The sequence below is a fragment of the Roseateles asaccharophilus genome, assembly GCF_004362405.1.
GTDB classification, from domain to species: Bacteria; Pseudomonadota; Gammaproteobacteria; order Burkholderiales; family Burkholderiaceae_C; genus Kinneretia; species Kinneretia asaccharophila.
Genome location: NZ_SNXE01000006.1, coordinates 258,004 through 273,410, shown reverse-complemented (window position 1 = coordinate 273,410; position 15,407 = coordinate 258,004). Strand labels below are relative to the sequence as shown.

The 15,407-nt window shown below is 67.1% G+C and carries 14 protein-coding genes, 1 pseudogene and 1 riboswitch; of the genes and pseudogenes, 11 read left to right on the top strand and 4 right to left on the bottom strand.

The window, feature by feature from the left end; genetic code table 11:
• A pseudogene (locus DFR39_RS14355) lies at positions 1-95 on the top strand (ABC transporter ATP-binding protein); the annotation flags it as partial.
• Between the two features lie 200 nt (positions 96-295).
• Positions 296-1,378 (top strand): branched-chain amino acid ABC transporter substrate-binding protein, encoded by a 1,083-nt coding sequence (locus tag DFR39_RS14350; protein ID WP_246030839.1) that lies wholly within the window; start codon positions 296-298, stop codon positions 1,376-1,378.
• 59 nt (positions 1,379-1,437) lie between these two features.
• Here DFR39_RS14350 and DFR39_RS14345 read toward each other — a convergent pair whose 3' ends face one another.
• Positions 1,438-3,783: a diguanylate cyclase gene (locus DFR39_RS14345; RefSeq protein WP_133604254.1), complete on the bottom strand. Its 2,346-nt coding sequence runs from the start codon at positions 3,781-3,783 to the stop codon at positions 1,438-1,440.
• Between the two features lie 146 nt (positions 3,784-3,929).
• Between DFR39_RS14345 and DFR39_RS14340 the strand changes: the two genes are divergently transcribed.
• The 4 genes from DFR39_RS14340 to DFR39_RS14325 all read left to right on the top strand — a co-directional run bounded on the left by DFR39_RS14340 (position 3,930) and on the right by DFR39_RS14325 (position 7,699).
• Complete coding sequence (locus tag DFR39_RS14340) at positions 3,930-4,301, top strand: nuclear transport factor 2 family protein (RefSeq protein ID WP_162849534.1); 372 nt, start codon at positions 3,930-3,932, stop codon at positions 4,299-4,301.
• Between the two features lie 93 nt (positions 4,302-4,394).
• Positions 4,395-4,970, top strand: a complete 576-nt coding sequence (phaR, locus tag DFR39_RS14335; protein ID WP_133604252.1) for a polyhydroxyalkanoate synthesis repressor PhaR — start codon at positions 4,395-4,397, stop codon at positions 4,968-4,970.
• Positions 4,971-5,024: 54 nt separating this feature from the next.
• Positions 5,025-6,431, top strand: coding sequence for a 30S ribosomal protein S12 methylthiotransferase RimO (gene rimO / locus DFR39_RS14330; RefSeq protein WP_133604251.1), 1,407 nt, complete (start codon positions 5,025-5,027; stop codon positions 6,429-6,431).
• Positions 6,432-6,502: 71 nt separating this feature from the next.
• Complete coding sequence (locus tag DFR39_RS14325; protein ID WP_246030836.1) at positions 6,503-7,699, top strand: PLP-dependent transferase; 1,197 nt, start codon at positions 6,503-6,505, stop codon at positions 7,697-7,699.
• Here the strand turns inward: DFR39_RS14325 and DFR39_RS14320 are convergent.
• Together DFR39_RS14320 and smpB are read right to left on the bottom strand one after the other, a co-directional pair.
• The gene (locus DFR39_RS14320; RefSeq protein ID WP_133604250.1) at positions 7,677-8,741 is read right to left on the bottom strand and encodes an adenosine deaminase; all 1,065 of its coding nucleotides are present in this window, start codon (positions 8,739-8,741) and stop codon (positions 7,677-7,679) included. The genes DFR39_RS14325 and DFR39_RS14320 overlap by 23 nt on opposite strands.
• Positions 8,742-8,751: 10 nt before the next feature.
• Complete coding sequence (gene smpB / locus DFR39_RS14315; RefSeq protein WP_133604249.1) at positions 8,752-9,225, bottom strand: SsrA-binding protein SmpB; 474 nt, start codon at positions 9,223-9,225, stop codon at positions 8,752-8,754.
• 57 nt (positions 9,226-9,282) lie between these two features.
• Between smpB and DFR39_RS14310 the strand changes: the two genes are divergently transcribed.
• The gene (locus tag DFR39_RS14310; RefSeq protein WP_133604248.1) at positions 9,283-9,744 is read left to right on the top strand and encodes a type II toxin-antitoxin system RatA family toxin; all 462 of its coding nucleotides are present in this window, start codon (positions 9,283-9,285) and stop codon (positions 9,742-9,744) included.
• A complete protein-coding gene (locus tag DFR39_RS14305; RefSeq protein WP_133604247.1) occupies positions 9,731-10,066 on the top strand; it encodes an RnfH family protein in 336 nt (111 codons plus the stop codon). Before DFR39_RS14310 ends, DFR39_RS14305 begins: the two co-directional genes overlap by 14 nt.
• Before the next feature lie 22 nt (positions 10,067-10,088).
• Here the strand turns inward: DFR39_RS14305 and DFR39_RS14300 are convergent, their stop codons facing one another.
• A complete protein-coding gene (locus DFR39_RS14300; RefSeq protein ID WP_133604246.1) occupies positions 10,089-10,658 on the bottom strand; it encodes a DUF4124 domain-containing protein in 570 nt (189 codons plus the stop codon).
• Between the two features lie 172 nt (positions 10,659-10,830).
• Between DFR39_RS14300 and guaB the strand changes: the two genes are divergently transcribed.
• Genes guaB through guaA form a run of 3 tightly spaced genes read left to right on the top strand, consistent with a single transcriptional unit; the run spans position 10,831 to position 15,235 of the window.
• Entirely contained in the window at positions 10,831-12,303 is a 1,473-nt protein-coding gene (gene guaB / locus DFR39_RS14295; protein ID WP_133604245.1) for an IMP dehydrogenase, read from the top strand.
• 7 nt (positions 12,304-12,310) lie between these two features.
• Positions 12,311-13,588 (top strand): MFS transporter, encoded by a 1,278-nt coding sequence (locus tag DFR39_RS14290; protein WP_246030835.1) that lies wholly within the window; start codon positions 12,311-12,313, stop codon positions 13,586-13,588.
• A gap of 12 nt (positions 13,589-13,600) precedes the next feature.
• The gene (gene guaA, locus DFR39_RS14285; RefSeq protein WP_133604244.1) at positions 13,601-15,235 is read left to right on the top strand and encodes a glutamine-hydrolyzing GMP synthase; all 1,635 of its coding nucleotides are present in this window, start codon (positions 13,601-13,603) and stop codon (positions 15,233-15,235) included.
• A 60-nt stretch (positions 15,236-15,295) separates the two neighbouring features.
• A riboswitch (cyclic di-GMP riboswitch) is annotated at positions 15,296-15,381 on the top strand.
• The last annotated feature ends 26 nt before the right edge of the window (positions 15,382-15,407 follow it).

The window sequence follows — 15,407 nt, the reverse complement described above, 5'->3', positions numbered from 1 at the left end:
GCTATGTGATGGAGTCCGGCCTCATCACCATGACCGGCGAGGGCAAGACCCTGCTCAACGATCCCAAGGTTCGCGCCGCCTATCTGGGCGAGTGACGGCCAGGGTCCCCAGTTTTCGAGAGAGAGCGAGCGGGAATCCCGCCGGCTCGACGAGGGACGAAGCCCGCGCGTCCTCTACCGCATTCTCCGCGGCTCGCCGGTTCGGCAGCACAAACTGTATCGAGCGACTTTCCATGATGAAACCTGCTTTGAAGACGAGCGTCTCCCTGCTGCTGCTGGCCCTGGGCAGTGGGGCGATGGCGCAGGAACTGGTGGTGAAGATTGGCCATGTGGGCCCGACCAGCGGCGCGATTGCCCACCTGGGCAAGGACAACGAACTCGGCGCCCGCATGGCCGTCGAGGAGCTGAACGCCAAGGGCGTCACCATCGGCGGCAAGAAGGCCAAGTTCGAGCTGCTGGCCGAAGACGACGCTGGCGACCCCAAGCAGGGCACGGCCGCGGCTCAGAAGCTGGCCGACGCCAAGGTCAATGGCGTGGTGGGTCACCTGAACTCCGGCACCTCTATCCCGGCCTCCAAGGTCTACAGCGACGCCGGCATTCCGCAGATCAGCCCCTCGGCCACCAACCCCAAGTTCACCCGCAACGGCTACAAGACCACCTTCCGCGTGGTGGCCGATGACGTGCATCTGGGTGGCACCCTGGGCAAGTACGCCGTCACCACGCTCAAGGGCAAGAGCATTGCCGTGATCGACGACCGCACCGCCTACGGTCAGGGCGTGGCCGACGAGTTCGAGAAGGGCGTCAAGGCCGCGGGCGGCAAGGTCGTGGGCCGCGAGTTCACCAGTGACAAGGCCACGGACTTCACCGCCATCCTGACCTCCCTGAAGGCCAAGAAGCCCGACGTGGTCTTCTTCGGCGGCATGGATGCGGTGGCCGGCCCGATGCTGCGCCAGATGAAGCAGCTGGGCATCGATGCCAAGTTCATGGGTGGCGACGGCATCTGCACCGGCGAGCTGCCCAAGCTCTCCGCCGGCACCATGGCCGACGGCCAGGTGGTCTGCGCCGAGGCCGGTGGTGTCGAGGGCGAATCCAAGAAGTCGCTGGACGAGTTCAAGACCAAGTTCAAGGCCAAGTACAAGGTGGACGTGCAGATCTACGCCCCCTATGTGTACGACGCCGTGAACGTGATGGTGGCTGCCATGGTCAAGGCCGGTTCCGCCGAGCCGGCCAAGTACCTGCCGGTGCTGGCCAAGACCGAGGGCTACAAGGGCGTGACGGGCACCATCGCCTTCGACAACAAGGGCGACATCAAGAACGGCGCCCTGACCCTGTTCACCTACAAGGGTGGTGCTCGCGAGCAGATCGCGGTGGTCCGCTGATCGGATCCGGGCTCATGACGAGGGCGGCCGCTGGCCGCCCTTTTTCATGGGGCAGGTCTTCAGCCTGGTGCGGAGGCTGCGCCCAGGCCGCGCATGGCCTGCAGGCAGCCGCTGGCCAGCAGCTCGCTCAGGGGCTGTGCTTCGGGGGGCAGCCTTCGCCCGGGGGCTGGAGCGATGCCCATCCAGCCATCGCGACCCTCACGCTTGACCTGATACATGGCCTGGTCGGCCAGTTCCAGAACCTCGTGCCAGCTCAGAATGCTCTGTTCGCGTGCCAAGGGGAAGCAGGCAAAGCCCACCGAGCAGCGGACCCGCAAGCGCAGCGGGCCGAGTTCAAAATCCCGGGCCCGAAACACCTCGCAGATGCGTTCGGCCAAGTGGGGTGATTGCTCGGCTTCCATGCCGCGATCCACCAGCAGGAACTCCTCACCCCCCAGCCGGACCAGATAGCTGGACTGGCGGCAGACGGCTTTCAAGCGCCGGGCCGCCTCCACCAGGGTCTGGTCGCCCACACCATGGCCATGCCGGTCGTTGATGGCCTTGAAATGGTCGATGTCGATCAGATAGGCCACGATATGCAGGCCGGTGCGCACGACATCGCGCTGCGCCAGCCCCAGATCCGACGCGATGTGCTGCTCCAGAAAGCGCCGGTTGTGCAGCCCGGTGAGCGGGTCGGTCAGGGTGGCGGCGGTGAGCGATTCATTCGCGAGTGCCAAGGCATGATTGCTGAACTCCAGTTCGGCCGTCCGCTCCATCACCCTTTGCTCCAGGGTGCGGTTGGCCTGCAGCAGGGCCTCGTGCGCCAGTTGCGTCTGGTGCTTGGCCTCGATATGGCTGCACAGCGAGCCCAGGTGCGAGGCCAGCAACACATCTTCACGCGACCAGGGCCGGGGCGGCCCTTGCCGGGCCAGCAGCAGCAGGCCCAGCCAGCGTCCCTGCTGCCGCAGCGGAACTTCGATGGCCGAACCCAGGCCCAGGGACTGCAGCACCGGGCGCAGCGCCGTTACATCGGGATGGGCGCGCAAATCATGCAGCACCCGGATGTCCAGGGGTGGTCGCTGCGACTGCCGCAGTGTCTCGACATAGCGCTGCCACTGAGGCCTTGCATCCGGGGCCAGGCCGGCGTCGGCTGTCGACACCGCGGCGCCGTCGGGCCAGTACCAGACCGAGACAACATCGGCACGCAGGATCAGGGCACCGGCCTGGGTCAGTCGCTGCAGGGCCTGTGCCCGGTCGGCATCGATCTGCTGCAGCTCTTCGCTCAAGAGCAGCATGCGCTCCAGGGGCGGCGGTTCGCTGAGGTCGTACTGCCTCAGGGCGTCCAGATTCTCGGCCACATGCAGCTGGTCCAGCAGACCGGCTTGCAAGGCCTTGGCCGCTCGGGTGTGACGCAGGGCCCGACTCAAATCACCGGCCTGCTCGGCCAGCAGGGCCAGGGCGTCCAGGCAGTCGGCGGCCTGGCGACGCGCGCCGGTCTGTTCTGCCTGAGTCAGGGCCCGCTCGAAGGCGCTGCGCGCCGCCTCCGACTCACCTTGGGCGAGCTTGACTTGCGCCAGCGTGCGGTAGACGCCGCTGAGCAGCCAGCGGTTGTCGGCGGCCTCGGCCAGCTTGCGCGCCTGTTCGACGCGGATGGCGGCCAGCTCCAGCGCCTGCTGCTGCAGGGCGAGGTCGGCCAGCTGCCACAGACATTCACCCTCGTAATGGCGTATGGCGCCGCGCCGCGCCGCCTCCAGGCCGCGCTCGAAAGCCCGGCCGGCAGCCTCGGCCCGCCCGATTACGCGCAAATTGAAGCCCTGGTTGATGGCGACCTTGCTGACCAGGTAGTCGTCCTGCAAGGACTCGGCCAGCCGGGCGGCATCGCCGTGCAGGCGGGCGGCGGTATGGCCATTGCCCAAGGCGTCATAGATCTGGCCCAGGCCCACCCGGGCCTCCACCTCGGCATCGGCCACCTCGCTCAAGCGGGCCAGCTGCATGGCGGCGGACCAGCATTGCGCGGCTTCGCCATAGTCACCCCGGCTGTAGGCCAGCCGTCCCATGGCACACAGCAGCCGTGCTTGCTCGGGATTCCAGCCCTGTTCCAGGCTCAGGGCTTGCAGGCGCTGCAACTCGGGCCCCAGAGGCTGGCCCTGGCCCAGGACCTCCAGGCACTGAAAACGCAGATACATCAGGCTGCACAGCCAGCGTGACGAGGCGTCGCGCGCGGCCTCGGCCTCGCCGAGGCCGCCCAGCCACGCTGCGAGCAGCCGCGGGTGCTGGAAGCGCCACGCCAGCACGCGCTGCCAGCGTGGGGGCAGGGCGCGCGCCTCCGCAGTCGCCAGCAGATGCCGCAAGGTGGCGCAGCTGCGGCCTGGCTTGGCGCTGGCGGCGGCGTGGTCCAGCATCAGGGGCTCGGCATTCCGGCTCATGGCAGGGAGGCTGTGGGCGACACGAAACCAGCTTATCTCAAAGCCGGGGGCGCCAGACGCTGCCCCCACGGAATCCTTGACGGGGCCCAGAATCGCAGCCTGTGCACGGGCTCGGATCCGTGCCTTCGTCGTCAATGCCAATACCTATGTCCGCAGCTTCCACACCCCGCCCGATCCGCAGCCCCGCCGAGCTGGCCCAGGCTCAGCTTGAGGCCTACAACCGCAAGGACCTGGAGGCCTTTTGCGCCTGCTACAGCGAGGATGTCAAGGTCTGGCACCCGCCCGAGCCCGAGCCCCGGCTCTCGGGCATGGCCGCCTTCAGGGCGCGCTATGCGGCGGGCCCTTTTGCCCAGCCCGCGGTCCGGGCCGAGGTCAGCCAGCGCCTGGTACTGCCCGAGATGGTGGTCGATCATGAGGTGGTTCATGGTCGTGGCGATACGCCCCATGAACTCGCCGTGGTGTATCGCTGCCGCGAAGGCCTGATTGCCGAGGTCTTCTTCTTCACGCAGCCGGCCTGAGCCTCCACGCCGCGCCTGGGAAAACCCCTCCGGAGTCGGGGGTGCGGGCTCCTAGAATGCGGGCAAATTCCATTGCATTCGAAGGGAGAACCCATGGCCACTGCCCGCAGCGGCAAGTCCGCCAGCAAGGCCGAGGAGACGACAGGCCTGCGGGTGCTCAAGAAGTACCCCAACCGGCGCCTCTACGACACCCGCAGCAGCAGCTACATCACCCTGGCCGACGTCAAGGCCATGGTGCTGGAGGCGCAGGAGTTCGAGGTCCGCGACGCCAAGACCGGCGAGGACCTGACGCGCTCCATCCTGCTGCAAATCATTCTGGAGGAAGAGACCGGGGGCGTGCCCATGTTCTCCACCGCCGCGCTCTCACAGATCATCCGCTTCTATGGCCATGCCATGCAGGGCGTGATGGGGGCCTATCTCGAGAAGAACATGCAGTCCTTTACGGAGCTGCAAAGCAAGTTTGCCGAGCAAAGCAAGGGTCTGCCCTTCAGCCCGGAGGCCTGGACCCAGTTCATGACGGCCCAGAACCCGGTCATGCAGAACCTCATGGGCGGCTATCTGGAGCAGTCCAAGACCCTGTTCGAGCAGATGCAGGAGCAGATGAAGCAGGCGGGCGCGCTCTTTCCCGGCATGGCCGGCATGCCGGGTTTTCCGGGCAAGAAGCCCTGAGATGCACCTAGCGCCGGGCGCGCTGCGCCCGGCTTGAGGGACAATCGGGGCATCATGAGCGATACCCCCGTCCTGAGCCCGTCCCAGCCCGCAGCGCCCGGCACGGCTCCCAAAATCGGTTTCGTCAGCCTGGGCTGCCCCAAGGCCCTGACCGATTCCGAGCTGATCCTGACCCAGCTGCGCGCCGAGGGTTATGAAACCTCCAAGACCTTTGCCGGTGCCGATCTGGTGATCGTCAACACCTGCGGCTTCATCGATGACGCCGTCAAGGAAAGCCTGGACACCATTGGCGAGGCCCTGGCCGAGAACGGCAAGGTCATCGTGACCGGCTGCCTGGGTGCCAAGGCCGGCCAGGCCGGTGGCGACAACTTGATCAAGGAAGTCCACCCCAGCGTGCTGGCCGTGACCGGCCCGCATGCCACCCAGGAGGTGATGGACGCGGTGCACACCCATGTGCCCAAGCCCCACGATCCCTTTGTGGACCTGGTGCCCGCCCAGGGCATCAAGCTCACGCCCAAGCACTACGCCTATCTGAAGATCAGCGAGGGCTGCAACCACCGCTGCAGCTTCTGCATCATCCCCAGCATGCGCGGCGATCTGGTCTCGCGCCCCATCGGCGATGTGCTGAACGAGGCTCGCGCCCTGTTCGAGGCCGGCGTCAAGGAGTTGCTGGTCATCAGCCAGGACACCAGCGCCTATGGTGTTGACGTGAAGTACCGCACCGGCTTCTGGGACGGCACGCCGGTCAAGACCAAGCTCTTTGATCTGGTGGCCCGTCTGGGCGAGCTGGCCAAGGCGCATGGCGCCTGGGTGCGCCTGCACTACGTCTACCCCTATCCGCATGTGGACGAGATCCTGCCCCTGATGGCCCAGGGGCTGATCCTGCCCTATCTGGACGTGCCCCTGCAGCATGCCCATCCCGATGTGCTCAAGCGCATGAAGCGCCCGGCCAATGGCGAGAAGAATCTGGAGCGCATCCAGCGCTGGCGCGAGATCTGCCCCGAGATCGTGATCCGCTCCACCTTCATCGCCGGCTTCCCTGGCGAGACGGAAGCCGAATTCCAGTACCTGCTGGACTTCATGCAGGAGGCCCGCATCGACCGCGCCGGCTGCTTTGCCTACTCGCCGGTGCAAGGCGCCACCGCCAACGAGCTGCCCGGCGCCGTGGACGAGGCCGTGCGCGAGGCGCGCCGCGCCCAGTTCATGGAAGTGGCCGAGCGCGTCTCGGCCGCCAAGCTGCGCGAGCGCATCGGCGCCACCATGCAGGTGCTGGTGGACTCCGCCCCGGCCCTGGGTCGCAAGGGTGGCGTGGGCCGCAGCTATGCCGACGCGCCCGAGATCGACGGCACCGTGCGCCTGCTGCCGCCCGAGAAGGCCAGCAAGACGCTCAAGGTCGGCGAGTTCACGCGTGCGCGCATCGTCGCGGCCGAGGGCCACGATCTGGTGGCCATGCCCATCTGAGGCGCGGCAATCGCGGAGAATCAAGGCGGGCCCCGGGCCCGCCTTTTTTCTTTGTCGAGCGAGGACCGATCTTGAGCCGCCAGCGTGCCATTGCCACCGAGCAGATCCACCATGCCTACCGCGCCCCCGAGGGCTGGGAGGCCGTGCCGGTGGGGGTCTACAAGGCCTCCACCGTGCTGTTCAAGAACACCGCCGATCTGCACAAGCCCCGGCCGCGCGACGGCCTGAGCTACCGCTACGGCCTGCACGGCACGCCCACCAGCTACACCCTGGCCGCGCGCATCGCCAGCCTGGAGGGCGGCACGCACTGCCTGCTCACGCCTAGCGGCCTGTCCGCCGTGACCCTGGTCTCCATGGCCTTGCTGCGCCCCGGCGACGAGGTGCTGGTGCCCGACAACGTGTATGGCCAGAACCGCTATCTCACCGAGTCCTGGCTGCCGCAGTTCGGCATCACCCACCGCGTCTACGATCCGCTGGACGTGGCCGGCTTCAAGGCCCTGCTGAGCGAGAAGACCCGTCTGGTCTGGCTGGAGGCGGCCGGCTCCATCACCCTGGAGTTTCCGGACCTGCTGGCCCTGGTGGCGGCCTGCCGTGAGCGCAGCATCGTCTGCGCCCTGGACAACACCTGGGGTGCGGGCGTGGCCTTCAAGCCCTTCGAGCTGGCGCCGGGCCTGGGCGTGGACATTTCCATGCAGGCCCTGACCAAGTACCCCTCGGGCGGGGCCGATGTGCTGATGGGCTCGGTCGTCACCCGCGACGCGGCCCTGCACGAGCGGCTCAACCATGCGCATGAGCACCTGGGCTACGGCCTGGGTCAGAACGATGTGGAGCTGGTGCTGCGCGGCCTGCCCAGCTTGGAGCTGCGCTACCGCGCCCAGGATGCCTGCACCCGCGCCCTGGCGGCGTGGATGGCCCAGCGGCCCGAGGTGGCGCGCGTGCTGCACCCGGCCCTGCCGGATTCGCCCGGCCATGCGCATTGGCAGGCCCTCAGCGCCGGGGGCGCGGCCTGCTTGTTCAGCGTGGTCTTCCAGCCCGAATACGGGCCGGCCGAGGTGGATGCCTTTGTGGACGCGCTGCAGCTCTTCGGCATCGGCTACTCCTGGGCCGGGCCCATGAGCCTGGCCGTGCCCTATGACATGCGGCGCAGCCGCAATCTGGGCCTGCCCTATCCGGCCGAGCGCATCGTGCGCTTTGCCATCGGCCTGGAGGCCGAGGCCGATCTGCGCGCCGATCTGGCGCAGGCCCTCAGCGTGCTGCGTCCGCGCTGAAGCTGGCGAACACCGCGTCCAGCTCGGCGATCCAGCCGGCTTGCTGCTCGGGGCTGGCGAAGCTGGCCTCGAAGCTGTTGCGCAGCAGGGTGTAGGCGTGGCGGGCATCCAGCTGGGGCAGGGCCTCGAAGCACTGGTCCAGATTGGCGCCCAGATAGCCGCCGAAATAGGCCGGGTCGTCCGAGTTGAGCATCACCTTGAGCCCGGCGTCCAGCAGAGCGGGCAGCGGGTGCTGCGCCAGGTCCGGCACCACGCACAGGCGCAGATTGGATAGCGGGCAGACCGTCAGCGGCACCTGGCGGCGGCGCAGTTCCTCCACCAGGGCCGGGTCTTCCAGGCAGCGCACGCCGTGGTCAATGCGCTCGGCACCCAGGGTCTGCAGCGCGCCCCAGATATAGGCGGGCGGGCCTTCCTCGCCGGCATGCGCCACGATGCGCAGGCCCAGGGCCCGGGCGCGCTCGAACACGCGCGCGAACTTCTCGGGTGGATTGCCGCGCTCCCCGCTGTCCAGCCCCACGCCCAGCAGGCGCTCGCGGTAGGGCAGCAGGGCGTCCAGGGTCTGCAGCGCGTCTTCCTCGCTGAGGTGGCGCAGAAAGCAGGGGATGAGGGCGATGCTCAGGCCCAGCTCGCGTTCGGCGCGGGCAATAGCGGCTTCCAGGCCGGCCATCACGGTGGCCAGGGCGATGCCGCGGTGGGTGTGGGTCTGCGGGTCGAAGAAGATCTCGGCGCGGCGGATGCGGTCGGCCGCGGCGCGCTCGAAGTAGGCGTAGGCCATGTCCTCGAAGTCCTGCGCCGTCTGCAGCACGCCAGCCCCGGCGTAGTAGAGGTCCAGAAAGCTCTGCAGATCGCTGAAATCGTAGGCGCGGCGCAGCGCCTCCACATCGGGGTAGGGCAGGGTGATGCTGTTGCGCCGGGCCAGGGCGAACATCAGCTCGGGCTCCAGCGTGCCCTCGATGTGCAGATGCAGCTCGGCCTTGGGGGCCGCGGCCAGCAGGGCCGACAACTGTGCACGGGGGATGGGGCGGTAGGTGTCGGCTTGCATGGTGCTCTCTTTAGTTGCGGCCGGGTTTGCCGTTGCCGCTGACCTTGTGGCGCATCAGCTGGCCCTTCTCGCGTTCCCAGTCGCGCTTCTTCTCGGTCTCGCGCTTGTCGTGCAGGCTCTTGCCCTTGGCCAGGGCGATATCGGCCTTCACCAGACCGCCCTTGTAGTGCAGGTTCAGCGGCACGAGCGTGAAGCCACGCTGCTCCACCTTGCCCACCAGGCGGCGGATCTCGTCCTTCTTGAGCAGCAGCTTCTTGGTGCGGTCGGCCTGCGGGTTCACATGGGTGGAGGCGCTGCGCAGGGCATTGATGCGGCAGCCGATCAGGTAGAGCTCGCCGTTCTTGATCATCACGTAGCCATCGGTGAGCTGGACCTGGCCGGCGCGTATGGCCTTGATCTCCCAGCCCTCGAGCACGACCCCGCACTCGTACTGCTCCTCTATGTGGTATTCGAATCGGGCGCGACGGTTTTCTGCGATGGACATGGGCTCGGATCTTGGGGCGCTTGCGCCCAATACAATCCCGGCATTGTAAGAAGCGCCATGAAACACGTTAGGAAGTCCGTGCTGCTGTGGTACTCCCCGCAGGAGATGTACCAGCTGGTCACCGGTATCAGTCACTATCCCGAGTTCCTGCCCTGGTGCGAGAAGGCGGAGCTGCTGGAGCAGCGCGAGGATGGCATCACCGCCCGGCTGTCGCTGGCCTATGCGGGGGTTCAACACGCCTTCACCACCCGCAACACCCATCTGAGCAACAGCCGGGTCGAGATGGCCCTGGTTGATGGCCCCTTCTCGCAGCTGGATGGGGTCTGGCAGTTCATCCCCCTGAACAAGCCCGGCGCGGATGCTGACGCCGACAAGGCCTGCAAGATCGAGTTCGAGCTGCGCTATGCCTTCTCCAGCCGTGCGCTGGAGGCCGTGGTGAGCCCCGTCTTCGATCGCATTGCCAACACCTTTGTGGATCGCTTTGTGCAGCGGGCCGAGGTGATCTATGGTCCCCGCTGAATCGGCGCCGCGGCTGCGGGTGGAACTGGTCTGGAGCCCGGTGGCGGGCGATGTTCGCCACCAGTGGCTGGACCTGGCGGCCGGTTGCACCCTGGGCCAGGCTCTGAGCGGCTGCGAGACCCTGGCCGGTGTGGACCTGGCGGGCTTTCGCATTGGCATCTGGGGCCGGGTGCGGCCGCTGGACACGCCGCTGCGCGAGCGAGACCGTATCGAGCTCTACCGTCCGCTGACCGTGGACCCCAAGGAGGCGCGGCGCCAGCGCTATCGCGCCACGGGCCGGCGCATCGTCTCGCGCCACCGCCCCAAGGCCGGGGCGATCTGAGATCTGAGTCGGGGCGCGCGCTTCAGCGGCAGTCGCTGCTGATGATGGCGCGTGTGCGCTGCGCTTCTTCGGCGCGCTGGCGCTCGTCCAGGAATTCCGTTTCGCCCGCCTCGTTGCGGCGCGAGATGCGCATGCCGTCTTCGAGCATGCGCAGATGGCTGGTGGCGCGCTTGCAGTTCTCGGCGCGCTGCTCGGCCACGCGGCGCTCTTCGTCCTTCTGCTTGCGGGCCTGCTGTTCCTGCTCTTGCCGGGCGCGCGCCTGGCGTTCCTGCTCCGCCCGGCTGGGCGCCGAGGCCGACTTGGGCGCTGGCGCGGAGGCTGGGCTCGTGGCCGGCGGTGCTGCCTCCGCAATGGGGCGCACCAGCACAGGTGCACGCTTTCCGGGGGGGCGTTGCAGGATGTCCTTTTCGGGCACATTGGCCGGCGGTGGCAGATCGCTGTAGAGCACCTTGCCCGAGGCGTCGCGCCACTTCCACTGAGTCTGGGCCTCCGCGGCAGGGCTGCCCAAGCCCAGTAGCAGCGCCAGAGCCGCCAGTCCCAGAGCGAGCAGGGGCTGTGGTCGTGCAGGGTGCGAGAGAGGCTTGTGGGACATGGCGTGAGCTTCCGGTCGATCTAGCGCGAAGTGTAGCCAGCGCTCCCGGCGCCGGGGCGCCGCCATCGTGACGCTTTGCATCTTCGCGGCCACCGCGCCGCGCAATCCGCCAGTCGCTGCCGGCCCGGTGGACACATTCCGTATAATGCCGCTTTGCGTCTGGAGCTTTCTCATGCGCCTTCTCGGAAAAGCACTCACCTTCGACGACGTGTTGCTGGTGCCTGCCTTCTCCCAGGTGTTGCCCCGCGACACCAGCCTCGCCACCCAACTCACCCGCAATATCCGGCTGAACCTGCCTCTGGTTTCTGCCGCGATGGATACCGTGACCGAAGCGCGGCTGGCGATTGCGATCGCCCAGGAGGGCGGGATTGGCATCGTGCACAAGAATCTGACGCCCGCCCAGCAGGCCGCCGAGGTGGCGCGCGTCAAGCGCTATGAGTCGGGCCTGCTGCGCGACCCCATCACCATCACGCCCGAGACCACGGTGCGCCAGGTCAAGGCCTTGAGCGAGCAGCACGGCATTTCCGGCTTCCCGGTCCTGGTGGGCAAGAAGGTCGTGGGCATTGTCACCGGCCGCGATCTGCGCTTCGAGACCCGCAACGACGCCCCGGTCAGCCAGATCATGACCCCGGCCGAGCGCCTGATCACGGTCAAGGAGGGTGCCTCGCTGGAAGAAGGCAAGGCCCTGATGCACCAGCACAAGCTGGAGCGCGTGCTGGTGGTCAATGACGCCTTTGAGCTGCGCGGCCTGATGACCGTCAAGGACATCACCAAGCAGACCAACTTCCCCAATGCCGCGCGTGATGCCCAGGGCAAGCTGCGCGTGGGCGCGGCCGTGGGCGTGGGCGAGGGCACCGAGGAGCGCGTGGAGCTGCTGGTGCGAGCTGGTGTGGACGCCATCGTGGTGGACACGGCCCATGGTCACAGCGCCGGCGTGATCGAGCGCGTGCGCTGGGTCAAGAAGAACTACCCGCAAATTGACGTGATCGGCGGCAATATCGCCACCGGCGCGGCCGCCCTGGCCCTGGTGGAAGCCGGTGCCGACGGCGTCAAGGTCGGCATTGGCCCCGGCTCCATCTGCACCACCCGCATCGTGGCCGGTGTGGGCGTGCCCCAGATCACCGCCATCGACTATGTGGCCACCGCGCTCAAGGGCACGGGCGTGCCCCTGATCGCCGACGGCGGCATCCGCTACTCGGGCGACATCTCCAAGGCCATCGCCGCCGGAGCCAGCACCGTGATGATGGGCGGCATGTTCGCCGGCACCGAAGAAGCGCCGGGCGAGGTCATCCTCTACCAGGGCCGCTCCTACAAGAGCTATCGCGGCATGGGCTCCATCGGCGCCATGAAGGCCGGTTCGGCCGACCGCTACTTCCAGGAAAACGACGAGACCACGAATCCCAACGCGGACAAGCTGGTGCCTGAGGGCATCGAAGGTCGCGTGCCCTACAAGGGCTCGATGGTCGCGATCGCCTTCCAGATGGCCGGTGGCCTGCGCGCCTCCATGGGCTATTGCGGCTGCGCCAGCATTGCCGAAATGCACGAGCGCGCCGAGTTTGTCGAGATCACCTCGGCAGGCATCCGCGAGAGCCATGTGCACGATGTGCAGATCACCAAGGAAGCGCCCAACTACCGCCTGGAGTGAGCAAGTCTTGAGCGAGCCGGTGACCGTACCTTCCGGCGAGCAGGATTCCAAGCATGGCGGCCGCAAGGCCGCCATGTCTTTCATCCTGATCGCGGTGCTGATCGACATGATCTCGATCGGCCTCATCATTCCGGTGCTGCCACCGCTGGTCGGTACCTTTGCCACGACGCCGGCCGAGCACACCCTGGCCTATCTGGCGGTGAGCGTCGCCTTCGGCATTGCCAACTTCTTTGGGGCGCCCATTCTGGGCGCGCTGTCCGACCGCTTCGGGCGCCGGCCGGTGCTGCTGATCGGCTTCTCCGGTCTGGCCCTGAGCTTTCTGGTCACTGCCTCGGCCACCGCGCTGTGGATGTTGATCGTGGTGCGCCTGTTCTCGGGGGCCATGCAGGCCAATGCCTCGGTGGCCAATGCCTATGTGGCGGACATCACCGCGCCGGAAGATCGCGCCAAGCGCTTTGGCATGCTGGGCGCGGCCTTCGGCATGGGCTTCATCCTCGGTCCGGTCATGGGGGGCTTGCTGGGTGATATCGATCTGCACCTGCCTTTCTACGTGGCGGGTGGCTTGGCCCTGCTGAACTGGCTCTACGGCTATTTCGTGCTGCCCGAGTCTCTGGCGCCCGAGCATCGCCGTCCCTTCGAGTGGCGAACGGCCAATCCGGTCAGTTCCTTGAAGAAGCTGGCGGCGCTCAAGGGCGTGGGCACCCTGGTCTTCGTGATTGCGCTGTCCGGCTTGGCCCAGTTGATTCTGCACACCAGCTGGGTCATCTACACCAGCTTCAAGTTCGGTTGGGGCCCCAAGGAAAACGGACTCTCCCTGTTCGCCGTCGGCGCCATGGCGGTGCTGGTGCAGGGCTTCTTGCTGCCGCGCCTGCTCAAGCTCTTCAGCCCGCAGCGACTGGTGGTTCTGGGCCTGGCGTCCAGCGTCATCACCAACTTCGTCTGGGGGGCCGCGACCGCGGGCTGGGTGATGTATGCCGTGATCGTCTTCAATGTGCTGGGCTTTGCCGCATCGACGGCCCTGCAAAGCCTGATCTCCAATGCGGCCGATGCCAAGACCCAGGGGCAGACCATGGGGGCCGTGTCCTCGCTGAACAGCGTGATGGCGGTGCTCGCGCCCATCCTGGGCATGAGTCTGATGTATCTGGTGGCCGAACTGCCCAAGGGCGATTGGCGTATTGGCGCGCCCTTCTACTTCTGCGCCCTGCTGCAAGCGGCGTCCCTGTTCTTCGCCTGGCGCCATTTCGGTCGTCAGGCCAACCCGGTGCCCCTGGCCCGGGCTTCTTGATTGGATCTTTTTATGCAACACGACAAAGTCCTGATCCTCGACTTCGGCTCCCAGGTGACGCAGCTGATTGCCCGCCGCGTGCGCGAGTCGCATGTCTACTGCGAGATCCACCCCAACGACGTCAGCGACGACTTCATCCGCGCCTACGCGCCCAAGGCCATCATCCTCTCGGGCAGCCATGCCTCCACCTACGAGGATCATGAGCTGCGCGCGCCCCAGGCCGTGTGGGACGCCGGCGTGCCCGTGCTGGGCATCTGCTACGGCATGCAGACCATGGCGGTGCAGCTGGGCGGCGAGGTGAGCTGGAGCGACACCCGCGAGTTCGGCTATGCCGAGGTCCGCGCCCATGGCCATACCAAGCTGCTGGACGGCATCCAGGACTTCGCCACGGCCGAGGGCCACGGCATGCTCAAGGTCTGGATGAGCCATGGCGACAAGGTCACGGCCCTGCCGCCGGGCTTCAAGCTGATGGCCTCCACGCCCAGCTGCCCCATCGCCGGCATGGCCAATGAAGAGAAGCGCTACTACGCCGTGCAGTTCCACCCCGAGGTCACGCACACCGTGCAGGGCCAGGCCATGCTCACCCGCTTCGTGCGTGAGATCGCCGGCTGCAAGGGTGACTGGATCATGGGCGACTACATCGAGGAAGCCGTGGCCAAGATCCGCGAGCAGGTGGGCGATGAGGAGGTGATCCTGGGCCTGTCCGGCGGTGTGGATTCCAGCGTGGCCGCGGCCCTGATCCACCGCGCCATCGGCGACCAGCTGACCTGCGTCTTCGTGGACCACGGCCTCTTGCGCCTGAACGAAGGCGATATGGTCATGGACATGTTTGCGGGCAAGCTGCACGCCAAGGTGATCCGCGTGGATGCCAGCGAGCTCTTCCTGGGCCAGCTGGCCGGTGTGACCGATCCTGAGAAGAAGCGCAAGATCATCGGCGGCCTGTTCGTCGATGTGTTCAAGGCCGAGGCCGAGAAGCTCAAGGCCAGCGGCCAAGGCAAGGCTGGGAGTGACGGCCGCCCGGCCGTCAAGGGCGCCACCTTCCTGGCCCAGGGCACCATCTATCCCGATGTGGTGGAGAGTGGCGGTACCAAGACCAAGAAGGCCACCACCATCAAGAGCCACCACAATGTGGGCGGCCTGCCCGAGCAGCTGGGCCTCAAGCTCCTGGAGCCGCTGCGCGAGCTGTTCAAGGACGAGGTGCGCGAGCTGGGCGTGGCCCTGGGCCTGCCGCCCGAGATGGTCTATCGCCATCCCTTCCCGGGCCCGGGCCTGGGCGTGCGCATCCTGGGCGAGGTGAAGAAGGAATATGCCGATTTGCTGCGCCGCGCCGACGCGATCTTCATCGAGGAACTGCGCAACACCCGCGACGAAGCCACGGGCAAGACCTGGTACGAGCTCACCAGCCAGGCCTTCACCGTCTTCCTGCCGGTCAAGAGCGTGGGCGTGATGGGCGACGGCCGCACCTACGACTATGTGGTGGCCCTGCGCGCCGTGCAGACCAGCGACTTCATGACCGCCGACTGGGCCGAGCTGCCCTACAGCCTGCTCAAGCGCTGCTCGGGCCGCATCATCAACGAGGTGCGCGGCATCAACCGCGTGACCTATGACGTGAGCTCCAAGCCGCCCGCGACCATCGAGTGGGAGTAAGCCCCCCAAGGGGCGATACCCGCCAACGGTTTGATCGCTACCATTTGTAGCCATTAATCTCATTACCAAAGGCAAAGCCGGCGCGAGCCGGTGACGCAAAGCCTCCGGTCTCGCCCGCTCTGGGCCGAGATAGCGGGGTTGCCGGATCAATACCCTGATCCGTGAGCTGCTT